At 66.6% G+C, this 15,697-nt stretch carries 8 protein-coding genes and 3 pseudogenes; 3 read left to right on the top strand and 8 right to left on the bottom strand.

The window, feature by feature from the left end; translation table 11 throughout:
- Window positions 1-7: 7 nt before the first annotated feature.
- Window positions 8-1,357: a hypothetical protein gene (locus ACFJI2_RS10735; RefSeq protein ID WP_377704981.1), complete on the bottom strand. Its 1,350-nt coding sequence runs from the start codon at window positions 1,355-1,357 to the stop codon at window positions 8-10.
- 124 nt (window positions 1,358-1,481) lie between these two features.
- On the opposite strand from ACFJI2_RS10735, the gene ACFJI2_RS10730 reads away from it, so the two are divergent.
- From ACFJI2_RS10730 to ACFJI2_RS10720, 3 genes are read left to right on the top strand one after another with little or no spacing between them, the layout of a single operon-like run.
- Window positions 1,482-3,266: a rhamnogalacturonan acetylesterase gene (locus ACFJI2_RS10730; RefSeq protein WP_377704980.1), complete on the top strand. Its 1,785-nt coding sequence runs from the start codon at window positions 1,482-1,484 to the stop codon at window positions 3,264-3,266.
- Window positions 3,263-3,967, top strand: a complete 705-nt coding sequence (locus tag ACFJI2_RS10725; protein ID WP_377704979.1) for a DUF6250 domain-containing protein — start codon at window positions 3,263-3,265, stop codon at window positions 3,965-3,967. Before ACFJI2_RS10730 ends, ACFJI2_RS10725 begins: the two co-directional genes overlap by 4 nt.
- A 4-nt stretch (window positions 3,968-3,971) precedes the next feature.
- On the top strand, window positions 3,972-4,466 hold the full coding sequence (locus ACFJI2_RS10720) for a nuclear transport factor 2 family protein (RefSeq protein WP_377704978.1): 495 nt from the start codon (window positions 3,972-3,974) through the stop codon (window positions 4,464-4,466).
- Between the two features lie 3 nt (window positions 4,467-4,469).
- On the opposite strand, the gene ACFJI2_RS10715 is transcribed toward ACFJI2_RS10720, so the two are convergent.
- The 7 genes and pseudogenes from ACFJI2_RS10715 to ACFJI2_RS10685 form a co-directional block, all read right to left on the bottom strand.
- Window positions 4,470-6,707 (bottom strand): TonB-dependent receptor domain-containing protein, encoded by a 2,238-nt coding sequence (locus tag ACFJI2_RS10715; RefSeq protein WP_377704977.1) that lies wholly within the window; start codon window positions 6,705-6,707, stop codon window positions 4,470-4,472.
- A gap of 121 nt (window positions 6,708-6,828) precedes the next feature.
- Complete coding sequence (locus ACFJI2_RS10710) at window positions 6,829-7,530, bottom strand: GDSL-type esterase/lipase family protein (RefSeq protein ID WP_377704976.1); 702 nt, start codon at window positions 7,528-7,530, stop codon at window positions 6,829-6,831.
- Window positions 7,531-7,551: 21 nt separating this feature from the next.
- Window positions 7,552-8,433, bottom strand: a pseudogene (locus ACFJI2_RS10705) (glycoside hydrolase family 43 protein); the annotation flags it as partial.
- A gap of 306 nt (window positions 8,434-8,739) precedes the next feature.
- A pseudogene (locus tag ACFJI2_RS10700) lies at window positions 8,740-9,435 on the bottom strand (rhamnogalacturonan acetylesterase); the annotation flags it as partial.
- Between the two features lie 334 nt (window positions 9,436-9,769).
- Window positions 9,770-11,167: a hypothetical protein gene (locus tag ACFJI2_RS10695; protein WP_377704975.1), complete on the bottom strand. Its 1,398-nt coding sequence runs from the start codon at window positions 11,165-11,167 to the stop codon at window positions 9,770-9,772.
- 109 nt (window positions 11,168-11,276) lie between these two features.
- Window positions 11,277-12,539 (bottom strand): annotated as a pseudogene (locus ACFJI2_RS10690) (Tat pathway signal sequence domain protein); the annotation flags it as partial.
- Window positions 12,540-12,604: 65 nt separating this feature from the next.
- Window positions 12,605-15,592 (bottom strand): rhamnogalacturonan lyase, encoded by a 2,988-nt coding sequence (locus ACFJI2_RS10685; protein ID WP_377704974.1) that lies wholly within the window; start codon window positions 15,590-15,592, stop codon window positions 12,605-12,607.
- Between the last annotated feature and the right edge of the window lie 105 nt (window positions 15,593-15,697).

Genomic DNA, 15,697 nt, shown 5'->3' with positions numbered 1-15,697 from the left:
GAGCAACTTACTTCCGCTTCAGCCACTCTTCCGGCACCGGCACGATGACAATGTTCATCGAGCGGTTGTCCTCGGAGAGCATGGCGGACTGGATTTCGATCTTGGTCCCGTCCGCATTGAAGGTCGGGTGCGGATGATCGGCGGCGGTGTCCTTGTGGCCGGTCGTCAGCATGATCATCTCGCGCGTTTTGCGGTCGATCAGGTAGACGCTGCGGCTGAAGTCATCGCCCACCGCCCAGCGGCCGTCGGACGAGCCGTGCACGTGCCACAGGCCGCTGCCGGACGGCGTCTGGCCTGCAATGGTCATTTCGCGCGTGCGCAGGTTGACGATGGCCAGGCCGCTCGGCTTCTCGCGCGTGCCGCTCGGTCCCCAGGCCGCATCCTGGCCGGGGTTGGCGCCGCCCACGTCGGTGCCCGGCGCCGCCACGCCGCCCGCGCCCTCGGCGATCTTGCGGTGGCCCATGATGGCCATGGCCACTTCGTCCTTCGAGATCACCGCTTCGTGCGTCACCCATTCATACGGCGCTTCCGGGTACAGCGGACGCAGGCCGCTGCCGTCGGACTTCACGGTCCAGGTGCGCTGCGGCGACTTGCCGCCGGTCTCCCAGCAGAACACGATCTCGCCTGGATTGAACAGGTTGGCCTGGATATGGCCGATCTGGAACGGCACCGACACCACATGTTTGATTTCGCCGCTCTTCAGGTTCATGCGCGCGATGCCGTTCGGCCCCGCCCCCATGCCGCGCGGGCCGAATGGCTGTTCGGGCTTCACGCCGGGCGCCAGGTGCTTGGCCGCTTCCTCTTTGCCGACCCGGAAGTAGACCCATTCTTCGTCCGCGTCCAGCGCCATATCGCCGCCGGCTTCCATGCCCAGCGGAGTCGTGCCCGCCACGCGCTGGTATTCGCTTGCCGGCTTCATGGCGCCGGCGGCGCTGTCCGCAAACAGGCGCGCCAGGTCCACTTCCACGATCTGCAGGCGGCCTTTCTCGCTGCCCTGGCGCATGAAGTACAGCTTCATGGCCTTGCGCGCCAGGTTCAGCATGCCGGTGTAGCCGCCTTCGCTCACCTGGACGATGTCGCCGGTCTTCTCGTTCACGGCCAGCGCCTCGCCGCCCGCCAGGCGCGAACGGAACACCACCCACTGGCCGTCCGAGGTCCATTGCGGATGCGTGGGATAGATTTTCGAATCCCCATGCGGTTTGCTGGTCAGGAAGGTGAGCATGGTGCCGGTTACGGGGTCTTTCACCACCTTGCGCTCGGACGGGAAGCGCTTGCCGATCTGCGCGTGGGCCGTGCCGCTGAAGGCGCATGCCATCAGCATCGCGGCGACGGCTGGCATGAGGAGTCTGGTTTTCATTGGTAACTGATTTCAGGTTGCGGGATTCCGATTGTGTGCGCATTTCTGGCCGCTGTTTGCTCATCTTCCTGATTCTTTGCAAGCCATGCGCAGAGAGGGAATGTCATCGCATAAAATTGGCGGCATGAAGACGATCCTGAAGGCGCTGGGCCGCGCCGTATCCATCCTGGCCTGCTGCACCGCAATATCGGCAAGCGCGCAGACCGCCTTGCCGGCGGCCGTCAACACAGACCCCGCGCAGGCGAGGCCGCAACTGCCGGAACCGGCCAACCCGGCCTTGCCGACGCTGCTGCTGATCGGCGACTCCACGGTGCGCAACGGCCGCGACGACGGCCAGGGCAAAGGCGAGGAAGGCCAGTGGGGTTGGGGCAATCCGATTGCCGCCTACTTCGACGCGGGCAAGATCAATGTGGTGAACCGCGCCATCGGCGGCTTGAGCAGCCGCACCTACATCAGCGGCGGCCACTGGGAACGCACGCTGCCCTTCATCAAGGCGGGCGACGTGGTGGTGATGCAGTTCGGGCATAACGATTCGAGCGCCATCAACGACACCAGCCGTGCGCGCGGCACCATCCGGGGCGTGGGCGAGGAAACCCAGGTGATCGACAACCAGCTGACCGGGAAGAACGAGACGGTGCACAGCTACGGCTGGTATCTGCGCCGCTACGTCGCCGAAATCCGCGCGAAGGGCGCAACGCCGGTCATCTGTTCGCCGATTCCGCGCAAGATGTGGGACGCGGAAGGCAAGGTCGGACGCGGCAAGGGCGATTATGCCGGCTGGGCGGCCGAGGTGGCGCGGCAGGAGCGCGTGGCGTTTATCGATTTGAACGAGATGGCGGCCCGAAAGTACGATGAGCTGGGCCGCGACGCGGTGATGAAGCTGTTCCCGCTGGTGACGCCGGACGAGCGCGTGCACACCAACTGGGCCGGTGCGGAACTCAACGCCCGCCTGGTGGTTTCCGGGCTGAAGGCGCTACGCCTGCCGGTGGTGCAGTCTGCGTTCAGCGCGAAGGCTGCCGACATTACGCCGGCCGAGGATGACCGTCCCGTGGTGGACGGCGCCAAGGTGCGCGGCGACGTGCCGCGCGATCCGGCCCTGCCCAACGTGTTCATTGTTGGCGATTCGACCGTGCGCAGCGGCGGCAATAACGGCATGTTCGGATGGGGCGAGCGCATTGCGCCTTACTTCGATACCGCCAAGGTCAATGTGGTCAACCATGCCATCGGCGGCCGCAGCAGCCGAACCTTCCTGACCGAGGGGCGCTGGGACAAGGTGGTGGCGCAGATGAAGGCGGGCGATGTGGTGCTGATCCAGTTCGGCCACAACGACGGCGGCCGCATCGGCGATCCCGCCATGAAGGGCAGGGCGTCGGGCAAGGGCATCGGCCCGGAGACTGTTGAAGACACCAAGGCAGACGGCAGCAAGGAAGAGGTGCACACCTTTGGCTGGTATATGTCCAAATACGTGGCGGACGCGAAGGCCAAGGGCGCGTCCGTGGTGTTGCTGTCCCCGGTGCCGCACAAGGATGCGTGGGAACAGGGCCGCGATTTCGCCACTTTCGCGCAGTGGGATGCGGAAGTGGCTGCGGCCGGCGGTGCGCAGTTTGCGGATTTGACCATGGTCGTCAGCGATGGCTACCGCCAGATCGGCGCCGCCGCCGTGGCAGGCCTGTTCGCCGACGCGCGCACCCATACCAACGACGCCGGCGCGCAGTTCAACGCCCGCAGCGTGATCGCGGCGCTGAACGGCTTGCCGCGCAACCCGGCAGCGGCATACCTGTCAGCGCAGGGTAAAGCCGTTCCGCCCGCGACCGCCCATGCCGAGTCCGCCGCAGCACCCGCCGCGCAAGCCGCTGCAGCAGCGCCCGGCGGGCAAGCGGCTACCCGCCCAGGCAAGGTGCAGCGATGATCGCCATCCGCGCCGCTGCCATGCTGGCCGTCGTGGGTGCGCTCGTGGCGGGAGCTGCGCAGGCGCAGGAGTGCACCGGCTGGGGTAAGCCCGGCGCGCTGCTGCATGCGGATGGCTTCGACAAGGGCCTGGCCCAGTGGGTCGCCGAGTACAAGTCCAGCCCCGGCTCCGGCGTGGCGGCAGCCCAGGGCAAACTCACCGTCGACGTGGCGGGCGATGCCACGGTCTGGTTCAAGCCCATGCTCTCCGGCGACGTCCAGATCAGCTACCGCCGCACGATGCTGATGCGTGGCGGCCCGAACGACCGCCTGTCCGACCTGAACCAGTTCTGGATGGCCAGCGACCCGCGCAACGCCAACCTGTTCACCCGCGACGGAACCTTCGCACAGTACGACGCCTTGAGCTTGTACTATATGGGCATGGGCGGCAACAGCAACACCACCACCCGATTCCGGAAATACGACGGCAAAGGCCAGCGCGTGCTGCTCGGCGACCTGGCCGACAGCGAACACCTGCTGCTGCCCAACCGCGAATACCAGATCGACATCGCGGTCTATCACGGCTGCACCCGCATCCTGGTGGATGGCGAGCCGTACTTCACCTACCGCGATCCCGAACCGCTGCGCGCTGGCCATTTCGGCTTCCGTACAACGCACTCCCGTCAGGAAGTCACCGATTTCAAGGTCTACCGGCTAGAATAGAAGCATGAAACCCAGTCTGTTTTTGCTCCTGTCCGCCGCCTTGCCGCTCGCCGCACAAGGCGCTTCCTGCCTCCCGGTCGCCGACCTGATAGCGCGCGATTCCCAATATGAGGAAGCCACGCGCGTTGGCGATGCGGCCTTCCTGGAAAACCATCTGGCAGACGATTTCGTCTGGGTCCACAACCTGGTCTCGTCCATCGACGACAAGGCGGCCGTGGTGGCGCGGGCGAAAAAGCCCGCCAGCATACCGAAGGCGCGCACCACCAGCGGCGTACAGGCGCAGGTGTTGGGCGACACCGTCGTGCTGCGCGGCCAGAGCACGGTGGATGCCTGGAACGCGGACGGCAAGACCTGGCGCAGCAACCGCTACCAGTTCATGCGCACTTACGTGAACACGCCGGCCGGCTGCAAGCTGCTGGCCGTGCAAACCATGAAAGTGTGGTCCAGCGAGGCAGAGAAAGCGGGGGCAGCCGCAGCAGCGAAGGCGGCTTCCAGGTAATCCTTAGCGTGGCCCTCCGCCGCGCTGCCCCTGGCCTTGTCCTTGCCCGCCACCTTGGCGCGCCCCTGGGCCGGGAGTGAAGCCGCCCAGGCGGTACTGCAAGCCCAGGTAAACGATGCGCCCATCCGAGCGCCGTATGCTGGTTTCCTTGAGCGTGGCCGTGTCCGTGATGGTCTCGATCCTGTTCGAATCAAACAGATCGGTCACATTCAGCACCATGGCCAGCTTCGGCGTGATCGCGTGGCGCATACTGAAATTGGCGGTGGTGTTGGGCTGCCGCACGCCCTGGCCAAACAGCGAACGGCCCTGCGTCTGCACGGCGGCCTGCAACTGGTCGTCCGCCGTGGCCTGGTAGTTGAACCGCAGGCGCCCGCTCAGCGACGACGTGGTGCGCGTGCTGACAAAACCGTACAGGTCTTCCTGCAGCTGCTCCGTGTGTCCCAGGTTGCCACTGGCATTCATCGTCAGGCCGGGCATGAGCTTGCCGTGCACCGTGAATTCCAGTCCGCTCGCGTGATTGCGGCCGCCGTTGGCCGGGGTGGTCAGCAGTACCGTGTCGCTGATGAAGTAGCGGCGGATCAGGATGGAGTCGCGGTCCCTGCGGTGGTAGGCGCGCAGATTGGTCTCCAGGCCCGCGACGCGGGTTTCGTAGCCGATTTCGAAGGAATCCGTCTTGGTCGGACTCAGATGCGGGTTACCTGCCGATACGTTCAACTCGTCGCGGTAGATCACGAAGGGATTCAGCTCGCTGGCATTGGGCCGCCTCAGCCGGTGCGCATAGCTGAAGCGCAGATTGGTGTCGTCCGACCATTTATAGGTGGCGTAGGCGCTCGGAATATAGCTGGTGTAGCTGTTGGACGCGCTCACCTGGCTGGTGAGCTGCTCCACATCCAGGTCCGTATGCTCTATCCGCATGCCGCCCAGCACACCCCATTTCTCGTTCAGGCGGACCTGGTAGGAGCCGTACACGGCCAGGTTTTTTTCATCCAGGTGGAAGCGGTTGCTGCGCTGGGTGTTCACGTAGGGCAGCTGCGACACCGGATCGACGCTGGTGTAGAGCGTATCGACATCGCTGCGGTTGTCCGCCACCTTGTAGCCCAGCTTGAGCATGGCGCGGTCGATGGGCAGCTCGTAGTCGCCGGTGAAGTCGACGATGCGGTTGGCGGTGGTGTTGTCCTGGAAGCTCCTCTGATCGAGCGCGCCAGGCGGCGCCACGGCGTACAGGTTCTGGTAGGCGCTGTTGAAGGTGTTGTCGGCCGAGGTGACGCGCAGGTCCACTTTCATGGATTCGCCGTCGATGCTGCCTTTGTGCTCCCAGCGCGCGCCCCAGCCATAGTTGCGGGCGTCACCGCTGCGCTGCGTCGTGCGGGCGTAGTCGCTGTCCACCGGGGCGGACGCGCCGCCCGCGTAGCGCAGGTAGCGGTCCCGCGAATGCTGGGCATTGTCGCGGCCCTGGTAGGAAAAGCTGGCGGCCAGCGTGTCCTTGGCGCCGGCGTTGTAGTTGACCGTGGCGTTCGCGCCCACGTTGTCGTTCAGGCCGGAGGAGCTGGCGATCTGGCTGCTGTGCACCATGGCGCCGGTGACGGGATCGATGCGGTCCCGCACCGTTTCGCCGGTGCTGGCGCGGCCGTCGTGGCGCACGTTCAGGCCGCCCTGGATGCCGAAAACGCCGGAATTGTAGGTGCCGGAGAGGGACGAGTTGTAGCGTCCGGCCGTGCCGCCGTTGGCGTTGAGGAAGCCGAAGCCGCCGGGCCGGCGCGTGCGGCGCATGACCAGGTTGATGATAGGGCCGCCGCCAGCCTCGTTGCCGAACTGCGCGCCGGGATTGTTGATGACTTCCACCGATTCGATGTCATCGGCGGGGATGGCGTTCAGCGAGGCTCCACGGTTATCGCCCTGCAGCATGGCGGATGGCTTGCCGTCGATGAGGATCTGCACGTTGGAGCTGCCGCGCAGCGTGACCGAGCCGTCGGGATCGACCGCCACCGAAGGCACGCTGTTCAGGGCATCCGCCGCCGAGCCATTGCTCGCTCCAACGTCGGACTTCACGTCGTAGACCTGGCGGTCGATGCGGTTGGTGGGGCGTTCGGCCGAGACCACTACGCTGGCCACGTCGGCGTTGTCCGCGTTGCCCGGTGTGGCGGGCGGTTCGGGCGGCTTGGCGGGCGGCGCTTTTTTGATGGTGACGGTAGGCTGCTCGGCCGGCTGCGCATGTGCGGGCGGCGCGAACGCAAATGCCACGCACGCCGCGATGACCGTAGGGCGGGTTAGCGCAGCGTAACCCGCCAATGCTTGCGCCCACGGCGGCCCCGGCGGGTTACGCCTGCGGCTAACCCGCCCTACGGTAAGTTCCATCGCCATGCTATTTCTGTACCGTGGCCAGCAGGGCTTCCAGTTCTTCGGACCAGGCGGTATAGCCGGCAGTGGTCAGGTGCAGCTTGTCGCCGCTGAGGCCTTTCCAGTTGTCGCCTTCGGGGGTGAAGCGCGCCGCCAGATTCAGGTACCAGATGGATTTCTGGTCGGCGATCGGCGCGATCAGCTTGTTGACGGCGGCCATGCGCTGGTCCGCGCGCGCGTTCGGCAGGATGCTGACCACGACCACTTTCACACCCGCGAACTTTTGCTGCGTGGCGGCGACAACGGCCTTGATGCCGGCGGCAATGTCCTCCGGCTCGTTGCCGACGTTATTGGTGCCGATCATGATGACGGCCACCTTCGGCTTCAAAAAGGACAGGTCGAAATTCTCCAGGCGCCACAGCGCGTGCTGGGTCTTGTCGGCGCCCAGGCCGAAATCGAATGCGCGGTTTTCGTACACGCGGTTCCACACGGAGGCGCCCGCGCCCCAGCGGAACTGCTCCGTGATCGAATCGCCGATGAAAATAATGTCGGACTGGCGCCCCTTGCGCAGGGCCAGGTAGTCCGCGAAGTAGGTCTGGTAGGGCACGCGCGCCAGGTAATTCTGGTCGCTGGCGGTGGTGGTGGCCGGGTCCAGCGCGGCGGCAGGCAGTGCAAAGCCCAGGTTCAGCGTGGCGGCGGTGGCAAGGGCGATCAGCAGTCGTTTCATTTTGTCTCCGGAGTCGTGTGGTTATTGTTTGCGCAGCTGCTCGACCAGCGCTGCGGGTACGGCGATGGCGGTGCCATGGCGCATGCGCACCGGCGTGCCCTCGTCGGGGAAGCCCATTTTGGCGGTGACGTCTTCCCAGTGCACCAGGTCGCGCGAGCGCATGGCGCCGTAGTGCTTGGTGCGGTAAGCGTCGTAGTAGACGATGACGTCGGGGCCGGCCTGGATGGCCGTCGGGCCTTCCACCCACATGCCTTGCGGCGTGATGGGCGCACCGAGCTTGCCGAACGGGCCAGTCAGCGTGGGAGCGTCCGCCACCTGCAGGTATTTGCGCGGCGGATTCACGGTTTCGTCCTTCACCAGCAAGTGGTTCTTGCCGTTGGCGCGCACGAACGTGGCGTCGATCACGCTGAAGCCGGGATCGTAGAACAGTTTGGTCGGCGTGAAGGTGGTGAAATCCCTGGTGGTGGTGGAGTACAGCCGGTGGTTGTACTTCTCCTCCGACGAGCCGGCCGTTTCCGTGAATTTTCCCGGTACCGTGGAAGCCCAGAAGATCAGGAATTCGCCGCGCTGCTCGTCGTACACGATTTCCGGCGCCCACGCGTTCAGCACGCCTTTTTCATGCGCCATCACGGGCAGTTCCTTCTGCTCGGACCAGTGCACCAGGTCCTTCGAGGAAGCGTAACCGATATTGTTTTCCTTCCAGCCGGAAGTCCACACCATATGGTAGGTGCCGTCCGGGCCGCGTACGATGCACGGGTCGCGCATCAGCTTCGAGATGCCGACCTTGGGCGTCAGGTAGCTGCGGCCGCCGCCCAGCTTCTCCCAGCGGTAGCCGTCCGCGCTGGCTGCGAGATGCAGGCCGTCTTCGCCGTTCTTGGTGAAGTAGGCGAAGAGGAAGGCGCTTGCTGCAGGGGCTGCGTCGGCTCCGGCGTTGGCTTCGTCGCCCAGCGGGCGCTCATTGGTGAACGTGGGGCTGGGCGGAACGGCGAATTTGGTCACCGGGTCCGGCCTGCCAGGGTCGAAGCTGCCGTAGCCGTCGGCGATGAAGGACGCGGCGGGCACGCCGGCCTGGCGCATGCCGGTCAGCACGGCCTGCGCCAGCTCGTAGGCGCCATAGTTGTTGTGGTGGGTGTTGTCGATGCGGCCGGGCTGGGGTTCCGCGAAAGCCGCCTTGGATGCCTCGGTGCCCAGCGCCTCGTACAGCGGCTTGCTCATCGCGTTCAGGTCGATGAAAGCCACGCCGAGCTCCTGCGCCGACTGGCGCGCGGCAGTGGCGTAGTCGATCAGCGACGGGACCACCTTGCCGTTGGCGTCGAAGGCCCGGCGTTCCATCGACGAAATGATGACCGGCACGCCGCCCCGGGCGCGCACGCCGTCCACGTGCTGCTTGATCTCGGCCTTGTAGGTGGTGAACGGGCCGCCTTTGCCTTCCTTGATCTGTTTCTGGTCATTGTGCCCGAACTGCATCATCACCGTGTCGCCGGGGCGCATGGCGCTCAGCACCTTGTCCAGGCGCCGGCGGGCCAGCGAATCGCGGTAGGTTTCGCCGGACTCGCCGTGGTTGGCGACCGCGACGCCGGGCTTCAGGAAGCGCGGCAGCATCTGGCCCCAGCTCGCGTACGGTTCGCCGGGCTGGTCGCAGACGGTGGAGTCGCCCAGCAGGAAGATGGTGGGCGTTTGCACGGGCGTGATCTCGATGGAGCGCACGGCGGGCGCTGCGCCGTTGAATTCCAGCGTCAGGCGGCGGTCCCAGTTCCAGGCTTCCTGCACGGTTTCGCGCGGTGCCTTGAGCTTGACCACGCCGGCAGCCAGGCCCGCGCTGGCCGGGATCTGCGGCGTGCGGATATTGACGGTGAAGGTGCGCACCTCGGTCTTGCCTGGCGCGGTGTGCACGTTTTCCAGCATCAGGCGGCGCAGCTCGGATTTGATGGTGGTGGTGGCATCCTGCGCACCGCCCAGCGTAACGGTGACGTTGTAATTGCCTTCCGGGAGGTCCACCGAAAAGAAGGAAGGCTTGCCGGCGGCGGCGCCCGGCTCGAAGCCGTAGCCCCGGCTGGCGCTGTACTCGGCCGTCACCGGCACGGCGGTGTAGCCGGCCGCAGGCTGTGCGCTGAAGTCGAATTTGCGGGCGCCGGCGGGTTGCGCGGAGGCGGAGAAACTGGCGGCCAGGAGCAGGGCCAGGGCGGTGGCGCGTGGCGCCGCAAGCAGGGAAGTCTTCATGGTCTCGATGATATTGGTCTTAGGGTATGTAGTCGCCGATCAGCGCCAGGTTCTGGATGGCGGCCAGGCCCCACTGCGCGGTGTCGTTGGTGCTGATCCAGTCTACTTCCTGCACAGGCATGAGCACGGCCGGGCCGCGCAGCTCCACCGGGCGCACCAGCGGGGCGGGGCGCTCGTTGAACTCGCGCCATGCGCGGCGCGCCAGCTCGGCGTTCCTGGTGCGCGCGGCGGCGTAGGCCGTGAGGCGAGAGTGGCCCACGCGCAGTGCGTTGGTGCCGCCGTGCGGCATGCCCAGCGCCTTCACCTGTTCTTCGCGGCTGGCGTTGTACAGCGTGCAGTACTGCACCCAGGCGCGTTCGAAATCCTTGTCGCCGGTGGCGGCGATCAGCTCCGCGAACACTTCCACGGCGCCGAACACCGCGTTCAGGTGGCTGGCCGCTACCTTGTCGCCGCCCATGTTGACCATGCGGCCGTCCTTGGCGTCGTAACCTGCGCGCTCGGCGCTGAAGAAGCCGTGCGGCATGGCGGCGATGTCGCGCATGCCGGTCAGCAGCTTGTTCTTGTACAGCGGCTTGCCGCCGCGCTCCCATTCGGTGAGCCAGTTGCCGGCCAGCGAACCCCAGTCGGTTCCGAAGCTGGCGCGCGCGGCGTGCACGCTCTTGTCCAGCGGGGCGGCGCGCTTGCGCACCGGGTCCACGTCGGCCAGCTTGGCGTCCGCATCCAGCAGCTCCTGCATGATGTCGCCGATGCGTTCGTCGGCCGTCAGGTAGTAATAGAAGCGCCGGTAGACGGCGGCGCTGATGCGCACCTGCTTGGCGCTGCAGCCCCAGTGCTGCACGTTGTGGCGCGTGCCCAGGCCGGCAAAGCGGCCCAGGTGGTAGATGTCCACCTCGCTGGTGTGGCGCACCATGGCTTCGGCCAGGCGGAAAATGTCGGCCCGGCCGCTGCGCAGGAAGGAGTACCACAGCCACAGGTCGGGCGAGAGTTCCGAATTGTCCCAGGCATAGCCGCCGACGTCGTAGCGCCACACGTGGCGGTCGGCGTCGTAGGTGTGCATCACGTCGCCGTAGTTCCAGAAGCCGTACCAGTGGCGCTGCTCCACCTGGCCACGGTAGTAGTCGAAGCGCCGGTCCAGCTCATCTTCGATCAGCGCCTTGGACGGATGCGAGCGGTCTGGCAGGCTCCACATTCCGCCGAATACGCCGCAGGCCAGGTAGTGCGCGGGCTGCGCCACCAGCTGCGGCGGGGACTGCACGGCCTGCGCCATGTTGGCCATGGCGTCGCGCGACGGCGTGGAGGCCAGCGCCCACAGCGTGATCTCGCTGCTGCGGGCCACGCCGTGCGGGCTGCCATAGCCTTTTTCGTAGTCCTCGTAGGTGATTTCGAGGCCGTCGAGTTCGTCGGCGTGGGTTTCCATGCCCATGCCGTCGTGGTAAAAGCGCATATCCATCGCGGGCGCATCGGGGGGACCACATCCACAAGGTGACTTCGGCTGCGTCGGTATGGGCGTTGCGGATGTCGAGCTGGGTGGGATGGCGCTGCCAGAAGTCGCGCAGGCCGAAGGCCACGCCGCCGGATGCGCCGCCGATGTAGCCGGCGCCCGGCGCACGGCGGCCCCAGGCCGCGTCGATCCAGCCGTAGCCGGGCTTGGTGCGTTTGCGGATCTGGAAGCCGTCGGCGGACAGCTGGGACAGCGTGTAGTCGCCCCACGCGGGTATCAGGTGCATGAGCTTGCGCACGTTGGGCGCCATGGCGTCCAGCGGCGGGCAGGCCTGGCCGGCGACCTGGGCCGAGCGGAAGGCGGCGCCGGGATCGCGGCGCAGGCCCGTGAGGCCGCGCACGGCTTCGGCCCACAGGCCGTGTTCTTCGCCGGCGAAACGCACGTGGCGGTCATGCAGCGGGTCGCGCATCGGCACGTTGAAGCGCAGGCCGATGCCGCGTACGAATTCCTTCTGCTCGTCGCCGTCGAAGACGAAGGTGTGCATGATGCGGACCGATTCGGCGCCGGCGTAGAAATACAGCCGCACGGAGAACGGCAGCCAGGCGCGTTGGCCGCTGCGGTGCATGCCGTCTATCTTGACGACGGCGCGCACCGGGCCGCGCTGCTCCACCGTCACGGCCCTGATGTCGCTTTCGAAGGCGGTGTGGTGCGTGGCGCCGCTGCTGCCGTCGGGCTGGTCGTCGCTCAGGGCGACCAGCTTGCCGTCGCGCGCAATGTCGCGGCCGGCGCGGCTGATGGAGCGGATCAGGTGGGCGCCGCGCTTGGGAACCCGGCAGGAGACCACGCCGGTATCCACCACCAATTCGTTCGGGCCGTCCTGGACGCGCACGGACGGACCGGCTGCTGCTGCTGCTGCTGTTGCTGCTGCTGATGCGGGCGCCGTGCTCGTGGGCGCGAGCTTGAGCGGGCCGGCCAGGCCGGCGTTGGCGGGCAGGGCGTGCGCGGTCCATTTGAGCGAGCCGTCCGGCCAGTAGGCCAGGGGCCAGCTTTGCACCGGGGTGCCGGCACCGCCTGCCGTCAGCGCGAAGGCCTGGCCTTTGGGAATTTTCCCCTGTGGCCACGGGATGCCGAGCGTGGCGCCCTGCGACAGGGCGGGTGCGCCGTCCAGCCAGTGCAGCGCTGCGCCGGTTTCGGGGGCGGCGGACAGGGGCTGGGGCGGCGCTGCCGGCGCGCCGTCTGGCGTATTGGACGACGGCGTGGCGCCTGCGGCGGCGGTGCTGGCGGCGAGCAGCGGGGCGGCGCTCAGGACCGAGGCTTGAAGGAAGGTGCGGCGGGTGAAGGTAGTCAAGTTGATCTTTCGGAGCGTGCGGTTTGTACCGTTTATAGCGTTTATGACGTTTATGACGTTTGCAACTAGTCCTGGGCGCTGAAGCGGAAGGCGCCGGATGGCAGCATCAATTGCGGAACGGCCTTGCCGGCTTCGACGAGCACGGTATCAACCGGCATGGCACCGGCCGGATCATCCGCGCGGTGCGCCAGGATCAGCCGGCGGCCCGATGCGGGCAGCAAGGACGGCGGGATAGGCTGAGGTTTGCGTTGCGCCAGCTGCTCCAGCCATACCGGGCGGCCATAACCGGCGCCGGTGGCGTAAGGCGGGAAGACCACCTGCATGTCGGCACGCTGTGCCATGCCTTTCAATACCAGCGGCCTGCCGTCGCCGGATTTCAGTACGATGGGTGCGGCCGGCTTGAATTTCTCGATGATAGCTTGGTAGGTCTTGCCGTTGAAGGCCGGATCGGGATGCGCATAGAATCGTTCCTGCTCAACGTGCAGGGTGTCCAGGCCAGTCATCCGCCTCAGGTGCTCGCCCATCATCACAAAGCCTCCGGTATCGCCCTTCAGCAGGTGGCTGTATCCGACGTAGACGAACACTTTCGCGTCCTTGTCCTTTACGAAGATGCGCTCGACCAGATTGGCGGCCTGTACCCGTTCCCGCTGCGCGATGCGCTCCTTCTGCGACAGATGCAGCCCCATGTCGGCAGCCTCGTAGCCCACCAGCTTCCAGTCGTCCGCCAGCGCTGAATGGACGAAGTCCACAAACATGGGGTCCCGCAGATAGTAGCCGTCGCCATTGGTCAGCACACCGCCTTTCGGACGCTGCGCGATATCGGTGCTGAAAGCTTCGCAGGCCAGATACGTATAGCCGATCTTGCGCAGTTCGACTGCCAGGCGCTTGGCGAAGGCGCGATGCATGGGGACGTGATGCGCTTCGTTCAGAAGCACGATGCGCTTGCCGCGTGCCTCGGCGACGATGGCGGCAATCGCATCCACCGCGGTGGCGTCGCTCAGTTTTTCGATGTCCGCAGGATTGTCGCTGCCCGCTTGCACACCGCGCGCGCGCTCGTCGAAGGCCGCGATGGCGCCGCTGTAGTCGCCGGCGAAGCTGCGCTTGGTGCCCAGGTTCTGCAGATCGGCCGGGCGCGCCTCCGCCTGTTTCAACTCTTCCATGTGCGTCTGCACCGGACGGGCCACGCCCTGCGGCTGCGCCATGCCCTCGCCCAGGTAGAAGGACGGATGCGGCGGCTGGTTGTAGCCCGCGTTCTGGCCGGCCACCTGCACGCGGTATTGCGCATCCTGCATCAGCGCCGGAATGCGGTGGACCGTGGGGGCGGTGGTGCTGAACAGCAGCAGGGCGTTGCTGTCCGCGCTGCGCCAGACCACTTCCTCGCGCCAGTCGCCCAGCAGGTCGGCCGACAGCACCGGCGTGGCCTTGGTGCCGTTGTTGGACGCGGCGCCGAAGTCTGCGCCGTTCAGCATCGGCTCGAACGCGGCGCTTTTCGGACTCCATTTTTCTATCCGCGTGCCGTCCAGCGACTCGCGCAACAGGTCGCCGTCCCACCAGGAGGCGAAGTTGATGCGGCGCGGATGATGGGCGGAGATCTGCTCGCCGCTGGCGCTCATCAACGCGCCCACCGAAGCCCAGCATTCCTCGCCCAGGTGCGCCGGGTCGATGTCCATGCACACGCCGCGCCCCACGTCGGCGCCCTGGCCGTCCAGGCTCCACAGGATCTTGCCGGTGGCCGCGTCGTGCATCTCGATGCCGTGCTTGCCGTAGCAGCTGGGCGTTTCGTGCACCATGAAGATCTGCAGGCCGGGGCGTCTGGGGTCCAGCTTCCCCACGTGCAGCGCGTCGCCATGGCACAGACCCGTGCTGTACAACATCTTGCCGTCGCTGTTGATGGTGGCGGCGCCGTAGATGATGTCGTCCTTGCCGTCGTTGTTCACGTCGGCCACCGACAGCCAATGCGCGCCCTGGTGGTTCACCTCGCCGCCCGCCACGTCGCTGTCGAATACCCAGCGGCTGCTCAGCTTCCCGCCGCGCCAGTCCCACGCCGCGATGACGGCGCGCGTGTAGTAGCCGCGCGAGAAGATGGCGCTGGGACGCTCGCCGTCCAGGTAAGCCACGCCGCCGAGGAAGCGGTCCACGCGGTTGCCGTAGGCGTCGCCCCATGCGGCGACATCGCCACGGCCGGGCAGATAGGGCGCGCTGGCCATGGCGGCGCCGGTTTCGCCGTTGAAGACGGTGATGAACTCGGGGCCGGACAGGACGTAGCCGCGATCGTTGCGGTAGTCAGCCCCGGCGTCGCCGATGACGCCGCCCTTGCCGTCGACGGTGCCGTCGGCCGTCTTCACCATCAGCTCGGCCTTGCCGTCGCCGTCAAAGTCGTACGCCAGGAAGGTGGTGTAATGCGCGCCGGCGCGGATGTTGCGGCCCAGGTCCACGCGCCACAGCCGCGTGCCATCCATCTTGTAGGCGTCGATATAGGTATTGCCGGTGTAGCCGGCCTGCGAATTGTCGTGCGCATTGGTGGGCTGCCACTTGATGATCAGTTCATAGCTGCCGTCGCCATCCAGGTCGGCAGCCGAGCCGTCGTTGATCTCGTAGGTGTAGCTTTTGCCGTCGGGCGTGACGCCGCCGGCCGGCTTTTGCACCGGGATGGCCTTGTATGGCTGGCTCCAGGTGGCGCCTGCGCCGGACGGCGCCTGCTCGGCGCCGCCGCCCTGGACGGCGCGCACCGCGTAGACGGATGCGGCGGTGCCGGCGGCGTCCATGTAATTGGTGGCGTTCAGGGCATCCGCGTTCACGCGCTTGCCGTCGCGGTAGAGGTTGAACTGGGTTGCACCCGGATCGGTGGCCAGCGCGCGCCAGCTGACGAACACGCCGCCGTTGGCGGCAATGGCGACCACGCCGCGATCGAGATTTTCCAGCTGCCGGCCGGCGATCCGTGCCGGCGCGGCGGCCATGGCGGCGCCGCACCACAGCGCCAGGAACAACGCTGCTGCGGCCACGGGCCGGCTGCTGTGCGGGCGCGGGGCGCCGGTCTCGATGATGGCTGCCATGGGAGCTCTTGTTGTGGTTTGATTACGAATGGCTTCCGAGTATCAATAGTCGTCATCCCAGTGTCAACGGCTGGCGCAATCTAATCATGTTTATGACTGATACAA

Origin of the sequence: Pseudoduganella sp. UC29_71, assembly GCF_042693265.1 — a bacterium.
Classification (GTDB): domain Bacteria; phylum Pseudomonadota; class Gammaproteobacteria; order Burkholderiales; family Burkholderiaceae_D; genus Rugamonas.
This window is presented reverse-complemented; position numbering and strand designations above follow the sequence as displayed.

What these genes read in the sequence shown, in the direction of transcription:
- ACFJI2_RS10735 (WP_377704981.1), bottom strand. Translation starts at nt 1,357, where the DNA reads ATGAAAACCAGACTCCTCATGCCAGCCGTCGCCGCGATGCTGATGGCA.
- ACFJI2_RS10730 (WP_377704980.1), top strand. Translation starts at nt 1,482, where the DNA reads ATGAAGACGATCCTGAAGGCGCTGGGCCGCGCCGTATCCATCCTGGCC.
- ACFJI2_RS10725 (WP_377704979.1), top strand. Translation starts at nt 3,263, where the DNA reads ATGATCGCCATCCGCGCCGCTGCCATGCTGGCCGTCGTGGGTGCGCTC.
- ACFJI2_RS10720 (WP_377704978.1), top strand. Translation starts at nt 3,972, where the DNA reads ATGAAACCCAGTCTGTTTTTGCTCCTGTCCGCCGCCTTGCCGCTCGCC.
- ACFJI2_RS10710 (WP_377704976.1), bottom strand. Translation starts at nt 7,530, where the DNA reads ATGAAACGACTGCTGATCGCCCTTGCCACCGCCGCCACGCTGAACCTG.
- ACFJI2_RS10695 (WP_377704975.1), bottom strand. Translation starts at nt 11,167, where the DNA reads ATGGAAACCCACGCCGACGAACTCGACGGCCTCGAAATCACCTACGAG.
- ACFJI2_RS10685 (WP_377704974.1), bottom strand. Translation starts at nt 15,592, where the DNA reads ATGGCAGCCATCATCGAGACCGGCGCCCCGCGCCCGCACAGCAGCCGG.